A 22,059-nucleotide genomic window follows, 5' to 3' on the forward strand; every position below is an offset into this window, starting at 1 on the left:
CCGTCCGGCCGATCTCGATCTATCCGGACAGCCGATCGAGTGACAGTGCCAGAAACCGACCGTACCCGTTCGAGTGACCCACAGTCGTCGATACGGAACCGCTCACTCGTGCGGTCGTGACCAGAACTCGTCTTCTGGGTTCGACGTGGACTTCGGCGACAAGGCCGGATCTGAGAACTGATCGGGTTCGGACCCGCCGGTAACAAAAGGGTTCGTTTGTGGTTTGGCCCACTCGGGTGACACAGAATGGCCGAAGAACTCACTCGGCGCCGTCAGCACCAGGATCCCGACCGTCAGGTAGGCCAACACCTGCGCGGCGGCCATGATGACGTTGAGAACGATCCACCCGTTGGGGTACGCCGAGTTGAGCGCGTCACTCAGCGTCCCCGGGGCCGCCTCACCGGCCCGCTGGGCGGCCAGGATCGCCAGCGTCCCGCATCCGGTGACCATGCCGAGCACACACGCCCCGAGAGTGACCCAGCGGCCGAGACGGCTACCCCGCCGCAGCGCGACACCCAGAACCACGAACAGAGCGGTCATCAGCAGGCTCAGCACCAGGGCCAGAGCGGCGACCAGCCACATCACGGCGACGAAGTTGTCCACCGCCTCGGAGGCGGGCGCGGCGTCACGGAGCCGGCCGGCCACACCTGGAGTCACCGCGATCATGCCGATCGCATAGGTCAGGCCGGCCGCCGCCATGGCCCAGAGCAGGGCGACCGCTGCGGCGACGGAGATCGGCCGGCGTGCGGCCGGCGGCACGGCGACGATCGGCGGCTGGACGGCGTAGGACATCGATGCTCCCGCTGGTTCGGCTGGCAAGAACCTATCGCGTGCGGGGCCCCGGAAGTGGCCGGACCGGTCCACCCCGTACGGGCGGACCGGTCCGAAAGCGATCAGGAGGGGTCAGTGGGCGGCCGGGGTGGCGGCGTGTCCCCGCCCGGCGCGGGCGGCACCGGTGGGGTGCCCCACGGGTCGGAGGACGGCGGAGGCGCCCACGGGTCGGGCTGAGCGGCCGGCGGGGCCGGCGGTGAACTGGGCGGCGGGGTGGGCGGCTCGCTCGCGCCCGGATACGGCGGCAGGCCCGGCGCCGGCTCACCCGGCTGGCCGTACTGCTGCGGCGATCCGAAGTGGCTGGGCGGTGGCGGGTACCCCGGCTGGCCGTAGGGCGCCTGCGGATAACCGGGCTGGGCCGGGTAACCAGGCTGGGCCGGATAGCCGGGCTGAGCCGGGTAACCGGGCTGAGCCGGATAGCCGGGCTGGCCCGGGTAGCCCGGGAAGGGCATCGCCGCGTTCCACGCCGGCGGCTTGCGGAACCACGCGTTCGAAGACGGCACCGCCAGCAGGATGATCGCCCCGAGCAGGCCGAGCACGGTCAGCACGGTGGAGATCATCAGCACCGGCTCGTACCAGCCCGGCATCGCCTCCGCGACCCGCAGGTCGATCTGGGTGGAGTCGATCCCGGTCTCGCCGGAGCCACCAGCCGCGATGCCACCGGCCGCGTTGCCGCCCAGGCTGAGCACGTTGCAACACAGACCCAGGCCGGCGAAGACCCAGGTGACGATCCGGGACGCGTTCTTGCCGTGGTTGTTGAGGATCGCCAGGACGGTGACACCACCCGCGAGCAGGAGGTAGATCACCGCCATGAAGATCAGCACGACGCGCATGACCGCCCCCAGGTCGGCGGTGGCCTGCCCCTGCCCGAGGGTGGCGGCGGCGTCCTGGGCGGCCTCGACGGCGGTGTTCATCGTCGACAGCAGCACGAGCGCGTTCAGGACCTGCATGGCTACGACTAGGTAGAGAAGACTCGATGAGACGGTCACCGATACCGGGCGACTCGGCGCCGCCGGGTTCGGAACCGGATATGCCGGTACGGTCACGCTGCCCTCCAATAGATCAATTCACGGTACTTGTCGGGGACCACATCGCGCGACCGGGCCTCACCGTTCGCGACGATGTGGCAACATCAGGCAACGATGACCCCAAATGACCGCAAACCGTCGCTCGTTCGGGGGGCGACACACCTGGACGAGGCCGCCTAGACTTCGATGTCGTGGCGTCCTCCTGGAAGCACAAGGCTCCAGCGGCACGCCGTGCCCGCACGAGTCGCCCGCCCCGCGCAAACCATCCCGGGGCCGAGGCAGACCGGCAGACGGCGCCACTCCGATTGCGCCGGCCGCGTGACCACACCGCGGCCGCCCCAGACCTGACAAGGACCGGTGAGTCCCATGCCCCACGCCGACACCCTGGACGTCGTTCACCATGACGACACTCGGACCCGATTCCGAGACGTCCGATATCAGCTCCATCGCAACGGCATACGGATCTGGTCCGCGGACGGCGAGCACGCCTTCACGGACGTACTGATGACACAGGCCTACCGGAGGCGGTCGGCCGACAGATGACGAAAGGGCCCCGGGGAGACCCGGGGCCCTTTCAGTGTCCGCTACCTGACGGCGTTCCGATATCTGAGCAAACTGCGGAGGCGTCACGGGAGAAACCCACTCCCGCGATGCCTACCTAATTGTCAGGCCGTCCTTCGCGTCGGCCAGGTCGATCAGGACCGTGGAGCCGTCCCGGACCCGGCCGGCCAACAGCGCCTTCGCCAACAGGTCGCCGATCGAGGACTGGATCAGCCGGCGCAGCGGGCGGGCGCCGTAGATCGGGTCGTAACCGTGCTCACCCAGCCAGTCGACCGCGGACTGGGTCACCTGGAGCGTGAGACGCCGCTCGGCGAGCCGGTCCCGCAGCCGGGCCAGCTGGATGTCGACGATCCTGGTCAGGTTCTCCTTGGTGAGCGCGTGGAAGACCACGATGTCGTCGAGCCGGTTCAGGAACTCCGGCTTGAAATGCCCCCGGACCGCGGCCAGCACCTCGTCGTGGCGCTCCTCGTCGCTCATCGTGAAGTCCGAGTTCGCCGAGCCCAGGTTCGACGTCAGGACCAGGATGGCGTTGCGGAAGTCGACCGTACGCCCCTGGCCGTCGGTGAGACGCCCGTCGTCGAGGACCTGGAGCAGCAGGTCGAAGACGTCCGGGTGGGCCTTCTCCACCTCGTCCAGCAACACCACGCTGTACGGCCGGCGCCGCACCGCCTCGGTGAGCTGGCCGCCCTCCTCGTAGCCGACGTAACCGGGCGGCGCACCGACCAGCCGGGCCACCGAGTGCTTCTCCGCATACTCACTCATGTCGATGCGGACCATCGCGCGCTCATCGTCGAAGAGGAACCCGGCAAGCGCCTTGACCAGCTCGGTCTTGCCGACGCCGGTGGGGCCGAGGAAGAGGAAGCTGCCGGTCGGCCGATCCGGGTCGGCGATCCCGGCCCGGGCCCGGCGCACCGCACCGGCGACCGCCTCGATCGCCTCACGCTGGCCGATCACCTTGTCGGCCAGTGAGTCCTCGATGCGCAGCAGCTTGGCGGTCTCGCCCTCCATCATCCGGCCGGCCGGGATGCCGGTCCACGAGGAGACCACCTCGGCGATGTCGTCGGCGCCGACGTCCTCCTTGACCATGGGCGGCTCGGTGTTCTCCTCCTCGGACTCGACGGCGCTCCGGATCTCCCGCTCCAGGGTCGGGATCACCTCGTAGAGCAGGCGGGAAGCCTCCAGCAGCTCACCGTCGCGCTGCGCCCGCTCCTGGGCCGCCCGCGCCTCGTCGAGCTGCTTCTTCAGCTCGCCGACCAGGTTGAGGCCGCCGCGCTCGCGCTCCCAGCGGGCGGTCAGCGCGGTCAGCTCCTCCTCCCGGTCGGCCAGGTCGGCGATCAGTTTCTCCAGGCGGGCCATCGACGCCGGGTCGGTCTCCTTCTCCAGCGCCAGGCGCTCCACCCGCATCCGGTCGACCTGGCGGTGCAGCTGGTCCAGCGCGACCGGGCGGGAGTCGATCTCCATCCGCAGCCGGGAGGCGGCCTCGTCGATCAGGTCGATCGCCTTGTCCGGCAGGAACCGGTCGCTGATGTAGCGGTCGGAGAGGCTGGCCGCCGCCACGAGCGCCGCATCGGTGATCTGGACCCGGTGGTGCGCCTCGTAACGGCCCTTGAGCCCGCGCAGGATGCCGATGGTGTCCTCGACCGTCGGCTCGCCGACCACGACCGGCTGGAACCGGCGCTCCAGAGCCGGGTCCTTCTCGATGTGCTCCCGGTACTCGTCGAGGGTGGTGGCGCCGACCATCCGCAGCTCGCCGCGGGCCAGCATCGGCTTGAGCATGTTGCCGGCGTCCATCGAGCCCTCGCCCTTGCCGGCGCCGACGACCGTGTGCAGCTCGTCGAGGAACGTGACGACCTGCCCGTTGGACCCGCGGATCTCCTCCAGGACGCTCTTCAGGCGCTCCTCGAACTGGCCCCGGTACTGTGCGCCGGCGACCATCGCCCCGAGGTCGAGGGAGACCAGTTTCTTGTCGCGCAGAGACTCGGGCACGTCACCGGCGACGATGCGCTGGGCCAGGCCCTCGACGATGGCGGTCTTGCCGACACCCGGCTCGCCGATCAGGACCGGATTGTTCTTGGTGCGCCGGGAGAGCACCTGCACGACCCGGCGGATCTCGGCGTCCCGGCCGATCACCGGGTCGATCCTGCCGTCCCGGGCCAGGGCGGTGAGGTCCACCCCGTACTTCTCCAGCGATTTGTAGGTCTGCTCCGGATCGGCCGTGGTGACCCGCCGCTCCCCGCCCCGGACCTGCGGGAACGCGCCGACCAGCGCCTCCTCGGTGGCGCCGGCGTCCTTGAGGACCGCCGAGACCGCGCCGCCGACCCGGGCCAGGCCGGCCAGCAGGTGCTCGGTCGACACATACTCGTCGCCGAGCGGTTTCGCGATCAGGTCGGCCGAGCCGATCGCGTTGACGAACTCGCGGGACAGGCTGGGCTCGACGGTGCTGGCCCCGCGCGCGGACGGCAGCTGCTCGATCGCGCGGACCGCGGCCCGGCGGATGTCGGCCGGATTGGCCCCGACCGCACGCAGCAGAGCGGTGGCCGTGGAACCGCCGGTATCGAGCAGCGACTGAAGCATGTGCCACGGCTCGACGGTGGCGTGGCCGCGGCGCCCGGCGTCGGCGACCGCGGCGGTGATCACTTCGCGGCTCTTGGTGGTCAAGCGTTCGGTGTTCATGAGCTCCCCTGAAGCCAACCCAGCAGACTTGAGCGTAGCGCGCTCAACTCTAGCGCGTCGAAACCACGGTGACAGTCACCACCGAACATGGTCGCTAATCGGAAAGAACCCGTAACGTCGGCAGTCGTGCCACTGTTCCGCCGGCTCCTCCCTCTCGGTCTCGTCTTCCTCACTGTCGGCATCGCCACCGCGGTGGTCGGCCCGTTCCTAGGCCTCTTCCTCAGCACCTCCGTCGGGGCCAGTCCGATCAAAGTCACGTTCTTCCTGGTCACCGCGTCGCTCTCGGGCGTGGCCATGTCGTGGGCGATCGGCCGCATCTCGGACCGCCGGCCGATGCGGCGCACGATCCTGATCGTCGCCGCCGTCGCCGGCTGCGCCGGCACCGGCATCACCGCGGTGGTCCGCGACTACTGGGTGCTCCTCGCCCTCACCGCGACGGCCACCGCGATTGCCGGGTCACTCTTCCCCCAATCCTTCGCGTACGCCCGTCAGGTGCTCCAACAGCAGGATCCGAGCCGGGCCGCGATGGGCATCAGCACCCTGCGCACCGTCTTCTCGATCGCCTGGGTCGGCGGCCCGTCACTCGCCGCGCTCCTCCTGGAGGTGGGCGACTTCCAGTACGTCTACGGCACCGCCTCCGTGATGTACCTGGTGGCGGCCCTGCTCGCGGCACGCTGGCTGCCCGAGGTGGAGGCGCCGGCGGCACCCCGGGAGGGCGAGACCGTCTCGGCCCGGGCCCCCTGGCAGGTCTACCCCATCCTGGGCGGGTTCATCCTGATCCAGACCTCCATGGTGCTCAACGTCCAGGCGATGCCGCTGTTCATCAGCACCGAACTGGACGGCACGGTCGGCGACGCCGGCATGATCCTCGGCATCTGCGCCGCCCTGGAGATCCCGCTGATGCTCGCCTTCGGCAAGCTCTCCACCCGGATGCCGCTGCGCCGGATCATCCTGTTCGGCGCGGTCTGCGGGGTCGCGTACCAGGCACTGGCGGCATCGGCCACGTCGGTCTGGATGCTGGCCGGCGCCCAGCTTCTGAACGCGATCCTCATCGCCGCCGCCTCCGGCCTGGGCATCTCCTTCTTCCAGGACCTGATGCCGCGCTTCCCGGGTCGCGCGTCCACGATGTTCTCCAACACCTTCCCGGTCGGCCAGATCCTGTCGGCCCCGCTCTTCGGGGTGGCCCAGGAGTTCGGCTTCCGCTGGGCCTACGGCCTGAACCTGGGCCTCAGCACCCTCGGCCTGCTCATCCTGCTGGCCGTCCGGCCACCGGCACACGAGAACGAGACAGCCCGGATGGCGACGGACGCGACCGCCGCCGACCCGGGCTGACCGAACGCAGAGACGAACCCGTAGCGTCGTGACGAGCAGCGCGTCCTTTGCGCCGTAGTGCCGGGCGAAGGATCAATCACCCAACTACTGTGAGATCGTGCGCGTACGGGTGGAACAGACTCCGCTGCCGGGAATCGGCGTCCGCCATGACCTGGTGACCTCATCAGGCCGGACGGTCGGGGTGGTGTCGCATCGCAACGGGCGGCGCGACCTCGTCCTGTACGACGTGGACGATCCGGATTCCAGCCTGGCGTCGATCCCGCTCACCGACGACGAGGCGGAGGCCCTGGCCGACGTGCTGGGCGCCTCGCTGATGCTGGGGCAGCTCGCCGGCCTGCGACAGCAGGCAGCCGGTCTGCTGACCGAGCAGATCGCGCTCCCGGCCGGCTCCCCGTTCGTGGGCCGGCGGCTGGGTGACACCCAGGCCCGTAGCCGTACCACCTCGTCCATCGTGGCCGTGCTCCGCGACCGTGAGGTGATCGCCTCGCCGGGCCCGGAGTTCCGCTTCGAGGCCAACGATGTGGTGGTCGCGGTCGGCACCCGGCACGGCCTGGACGGCGTCACCGCCATCCTGGCCGGCGACGACGACGGCTGAGCGCGGTGGAGCACCACACGACGATCCTGCTCATCGAGATCGGCGCGCTCCTGTTCGGCCTCGGGATGCTCGGTCGCCTGGGTCGTCGCTTCGGTCTCTCCCCGATTCCGCTCTATCTCCTGGCCGGCCTGGCGTTCGGTCAGGGCGGTCTGGTCTCGCTCCGGGCCAGCACCGAGTTCACCGCGGTCGGCGCCCAGATCGGCGTGGTCCTGCTGCTGGTGATGCTGGGCCTGGAGTATTCAGCCGACGAGTTGGTCGGCAACCTCCGCTCGGCGGCCCCGGCCGGCCTGATCGACATGCTGCTCAACGCCCTGCCGGGGGCGGCGTTCGCGCTGCTGCTCGGCTGGGACTGGAAGGCCGCGCTGGTGCTGGCCGGCATCACCTGGGTGTCGTCGTCGGGCGTGATCGCCAAGGTGCTCGGCGACCTGGGCCGGGTCGGTAACCGGGAGACCCCGGTGATCCTCTCGGTGCTGGTCATCGAGGACCTGGCGATGGCCTTCTACCTGCCGGTGGTCACCGCGGTGCTGGCCGGTCTCGGTCTGGCGAGCGGCCTGAGCACGTTGAGCGTCGCGGTGGTCACGGTGGTCGCGGTCCTCGTCGTCGCCATTCGGTACGGCGGGGAGATCAGCCGATTCATGTCGGTGAAGGATCCCGAGGCCCTGCTGCTGAGCGTGCTCGGGTTGACGCTGTTCATCGCCGGGGTGGCCGGGGAGTTGAAGGTCTCCGAGGCGGTGGGGGCGTTCCTGGTCGGTATCGCCATCTCCGGTCCGGTCGCGCACCACGCCACCCAGATGCTCACGCCGCTGAGGGATCTGTTCGCCGCGGTGTTCTTCGTCTTCTTCGGGCTCTCCACGAACCCGTCGGACATCCCGCCGGTGCTGCTGCCGGCTCTCGGACTGGCCGTGCTGACCATGCTGACGAAGGTCCTGACCGGATATCTGGCGGCCCGCCGGGTGGGGATTGCGCTGCCCGGCCGGATTCGGGCCGGTCTGGCCCTGATGCCCCGCGGCGAGTTCTCCGTCGTGATCGCCGGACTCGCGGTGGTGTACGGCGGAAACGCCAAGCTTGCCGCGCTCGCCACGGCATATGTGCTGATCACCGTGGTGACCGGTCCGCTGCTGGCGCGGCTGCCCGACTACCCCTGGTTCAAGGAGATCATCCGGAAGCGGATGGCGGCCCAGCGAGCGGCCCAGAAGCCCCTGCCATCCATGGAGTGACCTGCGTCTCCATTCAGGAAGCCCAAAGTTACTGTCCAGTATCTGAATGTGAAGCCTTGACACTTCCGTCTGCGGACTTCGCACGCTACCGTTGCGCGGCGACGACTCTGTGTATTGGGACGTTCGCCACTATGGCCAGCGCGTGACGCTTGCCGTAATGCGAACGGTTGAGTGAGGCGGCGACGTGAGCGTGCGTGAAGCTACATTCCTCGGTTTCGGCAACCCGGTCGACCCCCGACCTGACGAGTTGCAGACCTGGGCATACAACCCCGAGTCGGTACCCCTGAGCACCATGCCGAAGGACTGGGATCTCCTGATCTCCGGCGACGTGCTCGGCCCGACATTGTTCGAACTGGCCATGGACCGGCAGTGCCCGGCCCGGCGGTTCGCGCAGCACTGCATGTACATCTACGCGGCGGACGGGCTGCGGCAGAACGCGAGCGGGCAGCGCAAGCGCCGGCTCAAGAAGTTCGTGGAGCGCGCGGAGGAGGTCGGCGACGAGCCGATGCAGATCTGGGCGCACAACTGCCGGGTCCTGATGACCCGGCCCGAGCTCTTCGACCACCACGACTGGATGGAGGGCGGCCTGGTCCGCTACCCCCGCCGGCTGGGCCTGTTCAACAGGCGATGAGCACGGAAAGTAGCTAGGCGGTTACTACACGCAGTAACGGCGGCCCTTCTGGGCCGCCGTTACTCGTTTGTCGCTCATTTGTCCGGGGACCGCCGCGGCCGCCAGACCACCAGCGCCGTCGAATGCCGCTCCTGACGAACCAGGTCACGGCTCCCGTACGGATTGGTCATCGCTTCCATCTGGGCCATCCGGTTGTACGCCGACTCGAGCTCCTGCTCCAGCTCGGCCACCCGGTGCTGGAGGTCGGTGACCAACTGCTCCAGCCCGATGATCCGCTTGATGCCGGCCAGGTTGACGCCGTCCTCCTGGCTCAGCCGCTGCACCTCGCGGAGCAGTGCCACATCCCGCTCGCTGTAACGCCGGCCGCCACCACCGGCCCGGCCCGGCTGCACCAGACCGAGCCTGTCGTACTGCCGGAGAGTCTGCGGGTGCATCCCGGCCAGCCGCGCCGCCACCGAGATGATCAAAACCTTCGCGTCGGAGGCCTGTTCAATCGAGATGCTGATCTCTTCATACATGTGCCACCTCCCGAGAGGGTCCTAACCGGCAGCCCGACGTAGGCGGGCCTCGATCCGATCCCGCGCCGGCGGCGGGGTCAACTTGCCGAACTTCTCCAGAAGATCCCGGGCCTCGCCGGTCACCCCCGCCGGAATCTGCACGTCCACAGTGACGATCAGGTCGCCGGCCTGGCCCTCCTTGCGGACCACGCCCTTGCCCCGAGCCCGCAGTTTCCGGCCGCCCGGGGTGCCGGGTGGCACCCGCAGCGTGACCGGGCCGTCCAGGGTGGGCACCTTCAGGTCGGCGCCGAGCACGGCCTCCGCGATGCTGATCGGAACGGTCAGCGTCAGGTCGTCGCCACTGCGCCCGAACAGGTCGTCGGGCCGCACCTTGACCTGCACGTACAGGTCGCCGGCCGGACCGCCGCGGTCACCCGGCTCGCCCCGGCCGCTGAGCCGGATCCGCTGGCCGTCGGCCACACCCGCCGGGAACCGGACGTTGATCGTGCGGGTCTTGGTGACCCCGCCGCTGCCCCGGCACTCCGGGCACTTCTCGTCCACGATGCTGCCCGAGCCCTGACAGTCACGGCACGGCTCGGAGAAGCTGAACGAACCCTGGTTGCTGGAGATCAGACCGGTGCCGTGGCATTTCGGGCAGGACCGGGGAGTGGTGCCCGGCTTGGCGCCGCTGCCATGGCAGGTGTCGCAGGCCCCCGGCGTACGCAAGGTCAGCGGCAGAGTCGTGCCGCGAACCGCCTGGGCGAAGTCGAGGGTGACCTCGGTCTCCACGTCACGCCCACGCTGCGGGCCACGCCGGGCCGTCGCCGGGCCACCCGCCGCCTGCCCGCCGGAGAAGATCGAGCTGAAGATGTCGGAGAAGCCGCTCCCACCGAACCGGCGATCGGCGCCCGGCGCACCACCGGCGCCGGAGAAGCCGCCGAACAGGTCGGACGGATCGAACTGGGTGCCACCGCCGCCCCGCGCCCCACGCCGGAACGCGCCCGAGCCGAACAGCGAGCGCATCTCGTCATACTCTTTGCGCTTCTTGTCGTCGGCCAGTACGTCGTACGCCTCGGAAGCGGCCTTGAACTTCTCCTCCGCCTCCTTGTTGTCCGGATTACGGTCGGGGTGAAGATCGCGGGCGAGCTTTCGGTACGCCTTCTTGATCTCGTCGGGGGAGGCGGACCGGTTCACGCCGAGCACGGCGTAGAAGTCCTTCTCGAGCCAGTCCTTCGAGCTCATTCAGTCCACCTCCTCGACGTTGCGGCGACGTCCCGCCCACCGGAGACCGGCGGGCGGGACACAGTCACTGATTTCACTCCGGATCGGCGACGGCGACCAGAGCCGGGCGCAGCAGTCGCTCGCCCAGTGTGTAACCCCGGCGCATCACCTCGACGCAGGTCGGCTCGTCGACGTCCGCGGACGTCTGGTGCGCGACCGCCTCGTGCCGGTTCGGGTCGAAGGGGTCACCCTTCTCACCGAAAGCCACCAGCCCGAGTTTCCCGGTCACCGCGGTGAGCTGCTCCGCCACCGAGGCGAACGGACCGACCAGGTCACCGTGCTCACGGGCCCGGTCGATGTCGTCCAGGACCGGGAGGAGGTCGGTGAGGACCTTTCCGGTGGTCTGCTCGGCCGCGGCGCCCCGGTCGCGGTCGACCCGCTTGCGGTAGTTGGCGTACTCCGCCGACACGCGCTGGAGGTCGTGGGTCCGCTCCTCCAGCTCGCCCCGCAGGGCCTCCAGTTCGGCGCCGAGCGCGGGCTTGGCGGCCTCCTCGGCCACCGGAGCCGCGTCCTCCTCCTCGCGGGCGCGGTGCGCGCCGACCGGCTTCTGCGACTTCTTCTTCGCCGGTTCCTCAGCGGAGGTCTCCTCGGGCGCCGAGTCGACCTCGTCCTGGATGACGTCCCGCTCGGCCGCCGGACCGTCGATCTCGTCGTCCTTGGCACTCACTTCTTGTCGTCCTCCACGATCTCGGCGTCGACCACGTCGTCACCGCCGGCCGCCGGGCCGGTCGAACCCGGACCCGCGCCCGGCGCGCCACCGGCGGCGGCCTGCGGGGCCTCGCCCTGCGAGTAGAGCAGCGAGCCGGCCTCCTGGGAGACCTGCGACAGCCGCTCGTGGGCCGACTTGATCTTCTCGATGTCGGTGCCGCCGAGCGCGCCACGCAGCTCGCCGAGCGCCTCGCCGATCTTGTTCTTGCTGTCCTCGGGGAGCTTGTCGCCGCTCTCCGCCAGGAACTTCTCGGTCTGCCACTGGAGCTGCTCGGCCAGGTTGCGGGTCTCCGCGTCCTCGCGGCGCTTCTTGTCGTCGTCCGCGTGGTCCTGGGCGTCGCGCATCATGCGCTCGATGTCGTCCTTCGGCAGCGCGGAGCCACCGGTGATCGTCATCTTCTGCTCCTTGCCCGTGCCCAGGTCCTTGGCGGACACGTGCACGATGCCGTTCGCGTCGATGTCGAAGGAGACCTCGATCTGCGGAACGCCGCGGGGCGCCGGGGCGATGCCGCTGAGCTCGAAGGTGCCGAGCTTCTTGTTGTTCGCGGCCATCTCGCGCTCACCCTGGTAGACCTGGATCAGCACGGAGGGCTGGTTGTCGTCAGCCGTGGTGTAGACCTCGGAGCGGTGCGCCGGGATGGTGGTGTTGCGCTCCACCAGCTTGTGCATGATGCCGCCCTTGGTCTCGATGCCCAGGGACAGCGGGGTGACGTCGAGGAGCAGAACGTCCTTGACCTCGCCCTTGAGCACACCGGCCTGGAGCGCGGCGCCGACGGCGACGACCTCGTCCGGGTTCACGCCCTTGTTCGGCTCGCGGCCGATCAGGCTCTGCACCAGCTCGGTCACGGCCGGCATCCGGGTCGAGCCGCCGACCAGGATCACGTGGTCGATGGCGGCGAGCTTGACGTCGGCGTCCTTGATGGCCGCCTCGAACGGGCCCTTGCAACGGTCCAGCAGGTCCTGCGTCATCCGCTGGAACTCGGCGCGGCTCAGCGACGTGTCCAGGTGCAGCGGGCCGTTCGCCCCCGCGGTGATGTAGGGCAGGTTGATGCTGGTCGTGGTCGCGGCGGACAGCTCGATCTTGGCCTTCTCGGCCGCCTCACGCAGACGCTGGAGCGCCATCTTGTCCTGGGAGAGGTCGATGCCGTGCTCACCACGGAAGCTCTTCACCAGGTGGTCGATGATCCGCTGGTCCCAGTCGTCGCCGCCCAGGTGGTTGTCACCGGAGGTCGACTTGACCTCGATGACACCGTCACCCAGCTCCAGCAGCGAGACGTCGAAGGTGCCGCCGCCGAGGTCGAAGACCAGAACGGTCTGCTCCTTGGAGCCCTTGTCCAGACCGTACGCCAGAGCGGCGGCGGTCGGCTCGTTCACGATCCGCAGGACGTTGAGGCCCGCGATCTCGCCCGCCTCCTTGGTGGCGGTGCGCTGCGCGTCGTTGAAGTACGCCGGGACGGTGATCACCGCGTCGGTGATCTGCTCGCCCAGGTACGCCTCGGCGTCGCGCTTCAGTTTCATCAGCACCCGCGCCGAGATCTCCTGCGGGGTGTACTGCTTACCGTCGATGTCCATCGACCAGTTGGTGCCGATCTCCCGCTTGACCGAGCGGATGGTCCGGTCGGGGTTCGTCACCGCCTGACGCTTGGCGACCTCGCCGACGAGCACCTCGCCGTTGCGGGCGAAGGCGACGATCGACGGAGTCGTCCGGGAGCCCTCCGCGTTGGCGATGACGGTGGGCTCGCCTCCTTCCAGAACGCTGACGCAGGAGTTCGTGGTGCCGAGGTCGATGCCGACCGCACGTGCCATGGTGTTCCTCGCTTTAGGGTTCGCGTACGAAGGTTGAGTGGAACCGACTCAATGATGCCACGGCCCCGCACATCGTCAAATCGAAGTTGAGCCCCTCGGGCGCAAGCCGGTCGTCACAGGGAAGCACCGGCACATACCTGTCAGGTCACGGCATACCGGGACCCTGTTGTCCTGGATGCATAGATCGTGCACGCTTTACCCGTGACGACGCACGGAGACGCGGTCGGTCCGTCGGCCCTATCCGCCGTCCCCGCCCAATCGGATGAAAAGAACCAGGTCAGCGTGGCCACAGGTGGCCCACCAGAGCGTACGGGGGCGAGCCCGATCCGTCCGGAAAACCACGGAAACCGCCCGGAACCGGTCGAAGCACCTCCGGTGGTCGGCCGGCTGGCGACGGCCCTGAGCCGGTTACGGGCGGCGCTCGGCGCGGTCTCGTACCCCCTGGTTCTCCCGTCCGCGGACGAGGCCAGGCGAGTCGGCTCGGCTCTCGCCGCACAGCTCGACGACTACCTGCTCCCACGCCTGGCCCGCCTGGACGCGCCGCTGCTGGTGGTCGTCGGCGGGTCCACCGGGGCCGGCAAGTCGACCCTGGTGAACAGTCTGGTCCAGGCGCCGGTCAGCAACGCCGGTGTGCTCCGGCCCACCACCAAGTCGCCGGTGCTGGTGACCCACCCGGACGACGTGCAGTGGTTCGGGCGCGGCGGGCTGCTGCCCGGTCTGACCCGTACCGGTCAGGCCAGCACCGCGCCGGACGCGCTCCAGGTGGTGGCCGCCCCGACGATCGGTCCCGGACTGGCCCTGCTGGACGCGCCGGACGTCGACTCGGTGGTCGACGAGAACCGCAAACTCGCCGCCCAACTGCTGGCCGCGGCCGACCTGTGGCTCTTCGTCACCACCGCGGCTCGGTACGCCGACGCCGTCCCCTGGGAGCTGCTCAACACCGCCCGGCTGCGCGGCACCGTGATCGCCCTGGTCCTGGACCGGGTGCCGGTCGACGCCGCCGCCGAGATCGCGGCACACCTGGGCGAGATGCTGACCGCCAACGAGCTCGGCTCGGCGCCCCTGTTCGTGCTCCCCGAGACCGAACTGGATCAGCGCGGGCTGCTCCCGGACGCGGCCATCGGGCCGATGCGGATCTGGTTCGCGCAACTGGCCGGGGACGCCGGCGCCCGCGGCACGGTGGTCCGGCAGACCCTGGACGGCGCGCTCGGCGCACTGGCCCCGGCCCTCAACGGGCTGGCCGAGGCGGCCGACGACCAGGTCCGTACCGCGCAGGCACTGGACGAGCGGGTCGAGGCCGCCTACCGCAACGCCCACCACGTGACCGAAGAGGGTCTGCGCGACGGCCAGCTGCTCCGCGGCGAGGTGCTGGCCCGCTGGCAGGAGTACGTGGGCACCGGCGACCTGGTCCGCAACCTGGAGTCCCGGGTCGGCCACCTGCGTGATCGTCTGGTGGCCGCCCTCAGCGGCCGGACCACCCCGGCACAGAACCTGCGGGTGGCACTCGAATCCCAGCTGGTCACCCTGCTGCGCGGGGTGGCGACGGATGCGGCCGAGCAGGCGTACGCCGCCTGGCACGCCCACCCTGCCGGGGCCGCCCTGCTCGCCCCGGAACTCCAGCACGCCTCGGCCGATCTGGCGGAACGCGCCGACCGCCTGGTCCGTGACTGGCAACACTGGGTGCTCGACCTGGTCCGTACCGAAGCCTCGGACAAACGCGCGGTGGCCCGCGGCGCGGCCTTCGCGGTGAACGGCGCCGGACTGGCCGTCATGATCGCGGTCTTCACCGCGACCGCCTTCATCCCCACCGGTCTGGAGGTCGCCGCCGGCGCGGGCAGCGCGGTCGCCGCGCAGAAGGTGCTCGAAGCCGTCTTCGGCGACCAGGCCATCCGCACCCTCGCCGGCCGGGCCCGCACCGAACTGCTCGACCAGGTCGAGAAACTGCTCGCCGCCGAGGCCGCCCGATTCACCGAGCGCACCTCGACGGCACGCCTCGAAACGACACATGGCACGCTTCTGCGCCAGACCGCCACCGAGGTGGAGAACGCCAGGAAGGAACTCGCTTTGACCGGGTCCGGGTCATGAACTTGGTGCAGAAGACGCGCGACGAATCAGTCGACGCGGAGTCCCTGGCACGACGGCTGGAAGCACTCGCCCGATTCCTGCGGGTGGCCGACCCGTACCTGCCGGACGGTGAGCTCGTAGCCGCGCACACCCTGGTCGAACGGGCCAGCGGGCGGCTCACGCTCTCCCTCGACCACACCGTGGTCGCGCTCGCCGGCAGCACCGGCAGCGGCAAGTCCAGCCTGTTCAACGCGCTGGCCCGGTTCAAGCTGTCGCCGGTCGGAGTCCGCCGGCCGACCACCGGCACCGCGCACGCCGTGGTCTGGGGCCCGCTGGAACCGGCCAACCGGCTGCTCGACTGGGTCGGCGTGCTGCCCCGGCAGCGGTTCGTCCGGGAGAGCGCTCTGGACGGCGACGACGAGGCCACCCTGCGCGGGCTGATCCTGCTCGACCTGCCCGACTTCGACTCGATCGAGCGCGCCCACCAGCTCGAGGTGGACCGCCTGCTCGGCCTGGTCGACCAGATCGTCTGGGTGGTCGACCCGCAGAAGTACGGCGACCGCGTCCTGCACCAGGCCTACCTGTCCCAGTTCAGCACGCACGCCGGCGTCACCATCGTGGTCCTCAACCAGGCCGACCGGCTCACCCCGGCCGACACCGAACTGGTCCGCAGCGACCTGGCGCGGCTCCTCGAAGAGGACGGGCTCACCGGCGCCCCGGTCATCGCCACCTCGGCGAAACAGCCGGGCATGCTGAGCGACCTGCGGTCGGCGCTGGAGTCCACGGTCGCCAACCGGAAGGCCGCGCTGCGCCGGCTCGCCGCCGACCTGGACGCGGTCGGTGAGGAGCTGGGCGCCATGATCGGGCCGCCGGCCGCCGAGGACGAGGTGGACCGGACGACCGTACGGCAGCTGTGCGACGCGCTGGCGGAGTCGGCCGGGGTGCCCGGGGTGGCCGACTCCACCGCTGCGGCATACCGGCACCGGGCCGCCGCCGCCACCGGCTGGCCGCTCGTCCGCGGGCTGCGCAAGCTCCGGCCGGACCCACTGCGCAAGCTGCACCTCGCGGAACCGGTCAAGACCGACTCGGTGTCCACGGATGTCGTGCCGCGTACCTCCGTGCCGGAGGCCGACGCCGCGCAGAAGTCGGCGGTCGGCCTGACCGTCCGCGCGGTCGCGGCCCGCGCCGCGGCGCCGCTGCCCGAGGTGTGGTCGCCGTCGCTGAACAGCGCCGCCCGTTCGAAAGCGGCCGACCTGCCGGACGCGCTGGACCGGGCGGTGGCACAGACCGACCTCGGCCTGGAGCAACCACCCGCCTGGTGGCGGGCCGTCGGCGTGCTCCAGTGGGTGCTGCTGGCGACCGCGGCGGCCGGCCTCGGCTGGCTGATCCTGGGGTACGCGCTGACCGCTCTCGGCCTTCCGGAGATCGACGGGCCGGAGGTCGGTGTCGTCCCGCTGCCGACGCTGCTGCTGCTCAGCGGCCTGGCCGGCGGGTTGCTCCTGTGGCTGGTGTTGCGGCCGATCATCGAGGCCGGCGCCCGCCGCGCCCGGCGCCGCGCCGAGTTGCGCCTACGCGCGGCGATCACCGAGGTGGGCCGTAGCTACGTGGTCGCGCCGGTCCGTGAGGTCCTGAACGCCTACGCCCAGGCGAGAGAAGCCCTCAGCGTCGTACGAGCGGAGTAGTTCCGGGGCATGTCGCGGCGTAGGCTCGCGGCATGCCCGCACCCCGGACGGTCTACGACGCCGTGCTGCAAGCAGCCCGTGACGTCACGAAACTGGGCTGCGCGCTCGATGCCGAAATGCTCGGCACCGCCCTGCTCGGCAGCGTCTACACGGTCGCCACCGACGATCGGGCCGCAGCCGTCCGTGACTTCGTGGGCCGGTTCCTGACCGCCACCACCGATCCGGACACCCCGGCCACCGCGACGATCCGCGAGGTCTTCGCCACCCTGGTGCCCGACGCCGACGGCGCGACCGAGGTCGGCCACGCCGCCGAGGCACCGCCGTGGGCCACGCAGCTCGGGCGGGTCCGGCCCACCGGCTGCTGGGCGTATGGGGATGTGTACGGCGATCAGACCTCCTACCTGGTCACGTTCGCCTACGAGGACAGCTCCGACGGCGGGCCGGAGCACGCCGTGGTGGCCCTCGTCGACCACAACATCGGCATCACCAAGGACGTCTTCGTCGCCACGTCGGCCGCGCCGCTGCTCGACCAGGTGCGGGAGATCTGCGACGCCGACGAGCTGACCTGGTTCCGCAGCGAGGATCCGGGCCGCCTGCGTGACGAGGTGGGCCGGCACCTGCGGGTCACCGACGAACTGGGCGACCTGCCGTCGGACGGTTCGCTCTCCACCGACCGGGCGCTCGCCGCGGCCCGGCTCGCCCTGCTCCCGGCAGTGACCACACCGCCGCTCACCGAGCCGGCCGGCCCGACCGGGCAGAAACTGATCCGTGACTTCCTGGCCTCACCGGAGGCAGCCCGGTATGACCTGACCGGCGGCGCCGCGGCCGATGTGGCGTCCATGGACTTCTGCCTCAGCTTGGTGCTCGACCACGCGGCGAGCCTGCCCGGCGCCGACCCGCTGCGTTGGAGCCCGGCCGTCGCGGGGCTGTTCCTGCTCGACTGGGTCCACCGGCGGGCCGTCCTCGACCTGGACGACGCCGCCATGATGCCGCGCGTGGTGCGGGCCTGGTCGGCGTATTCGACCGGGCGGCGCAACCTGCCGGCGGCGGCGGTCCAGGAGACCGAGGACGCGTTGGAGGAGCTGATCCCGGAGTTCGCCCGGCTCTACACGACGGGCGAGCGGCGCAGCCCGGCGACCGCGGCGGTGGCGCAGCTCATCTCCGAGGGCGTGGACCCCAACGACTCCGCAGCCATCGACGCCTGGCTGGAAGCCAACCGGGACGAGTGACCGCCCGGCTGGACGCCACCGCTGCCGAAAGGCGTGCGAGACAGCGGTGGGGCCGGCTGCAGGGTTGGGTCAGCGGCGGTTCATGTAGTGGGCGTCCGGGTCGGCGTGGTGGCGGCCCACACGGGTGCTGCGGTCGTAGGAGGCGCTGCGCTCCTCCGGGTAGTTGGTGTGTTCGGCGCGGTGCATTCCGCGGTAGGGGCGGTTTGCGCGCCGGTTCTCCTCGGAGTTCGAGTCGGTCAACAGACGGCGGACCACGTTCAGATTTCCGTCGGAGGGGTTCTGTTCGAGGATCCGGGACGGACGGATGTTGTACGGACGTTCGGCCACCGCTGACCTCCGGCTGTGTCGGAGCCGATCCGTGGACCGGCGATCGTGAACTGTGGAACGGTCGTCACGCCGGGGCGGGTCGCCGGCCGGGCGCTGGGTCGTGGCAGCACGGTCGGAGATCCGCCGGCTGGAGCGTTCGGGCGCGAAACAGGGAGAATTCCCCGGAGCGTCCGGTTCATGCGAGTTTCCGGGATCGTAGTGATCGTCGTCCGCTGATCGCACCGGTTCGTCGTGGATGTCCGGTAGGTCGGGGACCTCCGGGAAGTCGTCGGGCAGCGCCGGCTCCGGAAGCCCGTCCTCCACCGGAACCGTCGGCAGGTCAGGCACCGCCGGAATCGCACTCCGGGCGAACGGCATCCCGGCCCGCGACAGGGACCCGCCCTTCCGAGGCGAGCGCCCGTCCGACGCCGAAGACGGCCTCCCGGCACCATCACGCGACGGACCCGGGTCACTGCTCCCAGGCGAGTGCTGCGCCTTCCCGCCGGGAGCCGGCACGGAGCCGGTCGAATCACGAGACGACCTCCCAGTCTTCTGCCCGCCAGACGCCGCCGGCCCGGCGGAAGGAGAGCGGTCGCCAGGCACGGACGAGCCGGACGAGGAAGAACCGGACGCAGAAGAGGCAGGCGGCGAAGTAGCGGAAGGGGACGGGGCGGGAGTGGGTGAACCGCCCCGCGACCCGGCCGGTTGCGGCTCCAGGGGCGGGCCGGAGGTTGCGGGGGCGGACGGTTGCGGGCTTTCGCCGTACCCCTGCGTGGTCTGTGCAGGAACCGCGCCGGAAGGCATGCCGGGAGCCGGCGGCAACGGCGCCGGACGAACCGGCCCGGTCCCGGCCGGCGGCAGGAACGGCACGTCGATGGCGCCGGTTCGGCCGTCTCCGGTGATCTCGCTGGATCCGGTGGTGAGGATGGCGAGGGTGGGCAGCGACGCGAGCCCGACGAGCATCACCACCATGAGCACATAACGCCTGGTCGTGCCGGAGAAGCCATGGTCTTCGCGGTACACGCCGTCGATCCGCTTGCGCAGCACCTTGAAGGGCCGCGCGAAGTCGTCGTCATCGGGCACGTGCGGCACGCGAGGTCCTCCCAACGAGGTTCAAGACCGAAGCCAAAGATCAACTTGAATCCGTCCCGGTCATTGGGGATGAACGACCGCGCGCACGGGAAGCATCGGCATGAACGGGCTATTAGTACCGAAGTGACTAGACAAAATGGAATAAAAGCGACAAATGGTGGAGCAAGAATTCTGGATTCGTGATCCACGCAGCCTGTAACGGCGGTCACTCTCTCTGTCAGGATGGGGACGACGGCATCGCCGCTGTCGCCATCCGCCGACCAGCGGGGCCACGGCGTCCGTCCCGGCTATCAGCCGGTGTTCGCCGCGCGGCAACCCACACCCGGGCCAGGCGCGGCACCTGAAAGGTCCGCCGCGTGGCCGGGAGACACCCGCCGCGGGCGCAACGAGGAAACAGGAGACACGGATGGCGAAAGGCGAGAGCGTGGCCGGGACCGACATCCCGCCCGGCGGCTTCGTCCAACTGCTGACCCCCGACGGCGAGCGCATCGACAGCGTGACGGCCGCCGACGGGACGACGTATTCCGTCGACTTCACCGACGAGGAGTACCGCGAGCTCTACCGGGACCTGGTCACCGTCCGTCGCCTCGACACCGAGGCGGTCGCCCTGCAACGGCAGGGTGAGCTGGGCATCTGGGCCAGCCTGCTGGGCCAGGAAGCGGCGCAGGTCGGCTCCGGCCGGGCGCTGCGGCCGCAGGACATGGCCTTCCCGACCTACCGGGAGCACGGCGTCCTCTACTGCCGGGGGATCGACCCGATCATGCCGTTCGGCCTGTTCCGGGGAGTCGACCAGGGCGGCTGGGACGCCAACGAGTTCAAGTTCAACCAGTACACGATCGTCATCGGCTCGCAGACGCTGCACGCGACCGGCTACGCCATGGGCGTCACCATGGACGGCAAGACCGGTTCCTCCGACGGTGAGGCCGTGATCGCCTACTTCGGCGACGGCGCGACCAGCCAGGGCGAGGTCAACGAGGCGTTCGTGTGGTCCGGGGTGTTCAACTCCCCGATCGTCTTCTTCTGCCAGAACAACCAGTACGCGATCTCCGAGCCCCTGGAGCGCCAGACCCGGGTCCCGCTCTACCAGCGGGCCGGCGGTTACGGCTTCCCCGGCATCCGGGTGGACGGCAACGACGTGCTGGCCACCTACGCGGTGACCCGGGCGGCGCTGGACAACGCGCGCAACGGCCAGGGCCCGACGCTGATCGAGGCGTACACGTACCGGATGGGCGCGCACACCAGCTCGGACGACCCGACCCGCTACCGCATCTCGAGCGAGGTCGAGTCGTGGAAGGCGAAGGACCCGATCAGCCGGCTGCGGGCCTTCCTCACCAAGCAGAAGGTCGCCAAGAAGGACTTCTTCGCCCAGGTCGACGCGGACGCCAACAAGAAGGCACTGGACCTGCGGGAGCGGGTGCTGGCGATGCCCGACCCGGAACCCGTGGCGCTTTTCGATCACGTCTATCCCAACGGCTCGCCCGAGATCGACGCGCAGCGTGACGCGTTCACCCGGTACCAGGCGTCGTTCGAGGGGAGTGGGCACTGATGATCACACTGGGCAAAGCTCTCAACCACGGCCTGCGCCGCGCACTGGAGGACGACCCCAAGGTCGTGATCATGGGAGAGGACGTCGGCAAGCTCGGCGGCGTCTTCCGGATCACCGACGCCCTGCAGAAGGACTTCGGCGAGAACCGGGTCATTGACACCCCGCTGGCCGAGGCCGGCATCGTCGGGACCGCGGTCGGCCTGGCCATCCGCGGGTTCCGGCCGGTCTGCGAGATCCAGTTCGACGGGTTCGTCTTCCCGGCGTACAACCAGATCGTCGCCCAGGTGGCGAAGATGCACTACCGGTCCAAGGGCAAGCTGCGCCTGCCGATCACCATCCGGATCCCCTACGGCGGTGGCATCGGCGCGGTCGAGCACCACTCCGAGTCGCCCGAGGCGTACTTCGCGCACACCCCCGGCCTCAAGGTCGTGACCTGCTCGAACCCGGCCGACGCGTACACGATGATCCAGCAGGCGATCGCCTCCGACGACCCGGTGGTCTTCTTCGAGCCGAAGCGGCGGTACTGGGAGAAGGGCGAGGTCGACCTCGACGCCGCCCTGCACACCGCGTTCCCGCTGCACTCGGCACAGGTGGCCCGGCCGGGTAGCGACGCGACGCTGCTCGCGTACGGCCCGATGGTCCGGGTGGCGCTCGACGCCGCCTCCGCCGCGGCCGAGGACGGCCGCGAGCTCGAAGTGATCGACCTGCGCTCGCTCTCCCCGATCGACTACCCGGTGATCTTCGAGTCGGTCCGCCGGACCGGCCGCGCCGTCGTCGTCCACGAGGCGCCAGGCAACGTGGGCCTCGGCGCCGAGATCGCCGCCCGGATCACCGAGGAGTGCTTCTACTCACTCGAGGCGCCGGTGCTGCGGGTGACCGGATACGACATCCCCTACCCGGCCGCGCGGATCGAGGAGGAATACCTCCCCGACCTCGACCGGGTGCTGGACGCCGTCGACCGTTCGTTCGGCTGGTGACCG

At 70.1% G+C, this 22,059-nt stretch carries 17 protein-coding genes; 9 read left to right on the plus strand and 8 right to left on the minus strand.

The window, feature by feature from the left end:
* Window positions 1-102: 102 nt before the first annotated feature.
* The 3 genes from AB0E94_RS06810 to clpB form a co-directional block, all read right to left on the minus strand.
* Window positions 103-792: a hypothetical protein gene (locus AB0E94_RS06810; RefSeq protein ID WP_360323374.1), complete on the minus strand. Its 690-nt coding sequence runs from the start codon at window positions 790-792 to the stop codon at window positions 103-105.
* A gap of 101 nt (window positions 793-893) precedes the next feature.
* Window positions 894-1,781 carry a hypothetical protein gene (locus tag AB0E94_RS06815; RefSeq protein ID WP_360323376.1) on the minus strand — a complete coding sequence of 296 codons (888 nt, stop codon included), beginning with the start codon at window positions 1,779-1,781 and terminating at the stop codon, window positions 894-896.
* 732 nt (window positions 1,782-2,513) lie between these two features.
* Window positions 2,514-5,093 (minus strand): ATP-dependent chaperone ClpB, encoded by a 2,580-nt coding sequence (clpB, locus tag AB0E94_RS06820; protein ID WP_360323378.1) that lies wholly within the window; start codon window positions 5,091-5,093, stop codon window positions 2,514-2,516.
* A gap of 126 nt (window positions 5,094-5,219) precedes the next feature.
* On the opposite strand from clpB, the gene AB0E94_RS06825 reads away from it, so the two are divergent.
* From AB0E94_RS06825 to AB0E94_RS06840, 4 genes are all read left to right on the plus strand, one after another.
* Window positions 5,220-6,425, plus strand: coding sequence for a sugar efflux transporter (locus AB0E94_RS06825; protein WP_360323380.1), 1,206 nt, complete (start codon window positions 5,220-5,222; stop codon window positions 6,423-6,425).
* A 97-nt stretch (window positions 6,426-6,522) separates the two neighbouring features.
* Window positions 6,523-7,020, plus strand: coding sequence for a cation:proton antiporter regulatory subunit (locus tag AB0E94_RS06830; RefSeq protein WP_093620717.1), 498 nt, complete (start codon window positions 6,523-6,525; stop codon window positions 7,018-7,020).
* Between the two features lie 5 nt (window positions 7,021-7,025).
* Window positions 7,026-8,237 (plus strand): cation:proton antiporter, encoded by a 1,212-nt coding sequence (locus tag AB0E94_RS06835; RefSeq protein ID WP_360323382.1) that lies wholly within the window; start codon window positions 7,026-7,028, stop codon window positions 8,235-8,237.
* Window positions 8,238-8,421: 184 nt separating this feature from the next.
* Window positions 8,422-8,868, plus strand: coding sequence for a hypothetical protein (locus tag AB0E94_RS06840; protein ID WP_360323384.1), 447 nt, complete (start codon window positions 8,422-8,424; stop codon window positions 8,866-8,868).
* A gap of 74 nt (window positions 8,869-8,942) precedes the next feature.
* On the opposite strand, the gene AB0E94_RS06845 is transcribed toward AB0E94_RS06840, so the two are convergent.
* The 4 genes from AB0E94_RS06845 to dnaK form a co-directional block, all read right to left on the minus strand.
* The gene (locus tag AB0E94_RS06845; RefSeq protein ID WP_360323386.1) at window positions 8,943-9,386 is read right to left on the minus strand and encodes a MerR family transcriptional regulator; all 444 of its coding nucleotides are present in this window, start codon (window positions 9,384-9,386) and stop codon (window positions 8,943-8,945) included.
* A gap of 21 nt (window positions 9,387-9,407) precedes the next feature.
* Window positions 9,408-10,607: a molecular chaperone DnaJ gene (gene dnaJ / locus AB0E94_RS06850; RefSeq protein WP_360323388.1), complete on the minus strand. Its 1,200-nt coding sequence runs from the start codon at window positions 10,605-10,607 to the stop codon at window positions 9,408-9,410.
* Window positions 10,608-10,680: 73 nt separating this feature from the next.
* Window positions 10,681-11,313 (minus strand): nucleotide exchange factor GrpE, encoded by a 633-nt coding sequence (grpE, locus tag AB0E94_RS06855; protein WP_360323390.1) that lies wholly within the window; start codon window positions 11,311-11,313, stop codon window positions 10,681-10,683.
* A complete protein-coding gene (gene dnaK / locus AB0E94_RS06860) occupies window positions 11,310-13,160 on the minus strand; it encodes a molecular chaperone DnaK (protein WP_360323392.1) in 1,851 nt (616 codons plus the stop codon). The genes grpE and dnaK overlap by 4 nt, the downstream gene beginning before the upstream one ends.
* Window positions 13,161-13,535: 375 nt before the next feature.
* Here dnaK and AB0E94_RS06865 point away from each other — a divergent pair, with 375 nt between their 5' ends.
* From AB0E94_RS06865 to AB0E94_RS06875, 3 genes are read left to right on the plus strand one after another with little or no spacing between them, the layout of a single operon-like run.
* The gene (locus tag AB0E94_RS06865) at window positions 13,536-15,245 is read left to right on the plus strand and encodes an ABC transporter (protein WP_360323394.1); all 1,710 of its coding nucleotides are present in this window, start codon (window positions 13,536-13,538) and stop codon (window positions 15,243-15,245) included.
* The gene (locus AB0E94_RS06870; RefSeq protein WP_360323396.1) at window positions 15,242-16,906 is read left to right on the plus strand and encodes a GTPase; all 1,665 of its coding nucleotides are present in this window, start codon (window positions 15,242-15,244) and stop codon (window positions 16,904-16,906) included. The genes AB0E94_RS06865 and AB0E94_RS06870 overlap by 4 nt, the downstream gene beginning before the upstream one ends.
* 32 nt (window positions 16,907-16,938) lie before the next feature.
* On the plus strand, window positions 16,939-18,135 hold the full coding sequence (locus tag AB0E94_RS06875) for a hypothetical protein (protein WP_360323398.1): 1,197 nt from the start codon (window positions 16,939-16,941) through the stop codon (window positions 18,133-18,135).
* A gap of 69 nt (window positions 18,136-18,204) precedes the next feature.
* Here AB0E94_RS06875 and AB0E94_RS06880 read toward each other — a convergent pair whose 3' ends face one another.
* The gene (locus AB0E94_RS06880) at window positions 18,205-18,462 is read right to left on the minus strand and encodes a hypothetical protein (protein ID WP_360323400.1); all 258 of its coding nucleotides are present in this window, start codon (window positions 18,460-18,462) and stop codon (window positions 18,205-18,207) included.
* A gap of 1,477 nt (window positions 18,463-19,939) precedes the next feature.
* Here AB0E94_RS06880 and pdhA point away from each other — a divergent pair.
* Together pdhA and AB0E94_RS06890 are read left to right on the plus strand one after the other, a co-directional pair.
* On the plus strand, window positions 19,940-21,079 hold the full coding sequence (gene pdhA, locus AB0E94_RS06885) for a pyruvate dehydrogenase (acetyl-transferring) E1 component subunit alpha (RefSeq protein ID WP_360323402.1): 1,140 nt from the start codon (window positions 19,940-19,942) through the stop codon (window positions 21,077-21,079).
* A complete protein-coding gene (locus tag AB0E94_RS06890; RefSeq protein ID WP_360323404.1) occupies window positions 21,079-22,056 on the plus strand; it encodes an alpha-ketoacid dehydrogenase subunit beta in 978 nt (325 codons plus the stop codon). The genes pdhA and AB0E94_RS06890 overlap by 1 nt, the downstream gene beginning before the upstream one ends.
* The last annotated feature ends 3 nt before the right edge of the window (window positions 22,057-22,059 follow it).

The organism is Actinoplanes sp. NPDC026670 (genome assembly GCF_040638175.1).
In the GTDB taxonomy this organism is placed as follows: domain Bacteria; phylum Actinomycetota; class Actinomycetes; order Mycobacteriales; family Micromonosporaceae; genus Actinoplanes.

Coding starts and splice junctions, on each gene's coding strand:
- AB0E94_RS06810 (WP_360323374.1), bottom strand. CDS start 792: ATGTCCTACGCCGTCCAGCCGCCGATCGTCGCCGTGCCGCCGGCCGCA.
- AB0E94_RS06815 (WP_360323376.1), bottom strand. CDS start 1,781: ATGCAGGTCCTGAACGCGCTCGTGCTGCTGTCGACGATGAACACCGCC.
- clpB (WP_360323378.1), bottom strand. CDS start 5,093: ATGAACACCGAACGCTTGACCACCAAGAGCCGCGAAGTGATCACCGCC.
- AB0E94_RS06845 (WP_360323386.1), bottom strand. CDS start 9,386: ATGTATGAAGAGATCAGCATCTCGATTGAACAGGCCTCCGACGCGAAG.
- dnaJ (WP_360323388.1), bottom strand. CDS start 10,607: ATGAGCTCGAAGGACTGGCTCGAGAAGGACTTCTACGCCGTGCTCGGC.
- dnaK (WP_360323392.1), bottom strand. CDS start 13,160: ATGGCACGTGCGGTCGGCATCGACCTCGGCACCACGAACTCCTGCGTC.
- AB0E94_RS06870 (WP_360323396.1), top strand. CDS start 15,242: ATGAACTTGGTGCAGAAGACGCGCGACGAATCAGTCGACGCGGAGTCC.
- AB0E94_RS06875 (WP_360323398.1), top strand. CDS start 16,939: ATGCCCGCACCCCGGACGGTCTACGACGCCGTGCTGCAAGCAGCCCGT.
- pdhA (WP_360323402.1), top strand. CDS start 19,940: ATGGCGAAAGGCGAGAGCGTGGCCGGGACCGACATCCCGCCCGGCGGC.
- AB0E94_RS06890 (WP_360323404.1), top strand. CDS start 21,079: ATGATCACACTGGGCAAAGCTCTCAACCACGGCCTGCGCCGCGCACTG.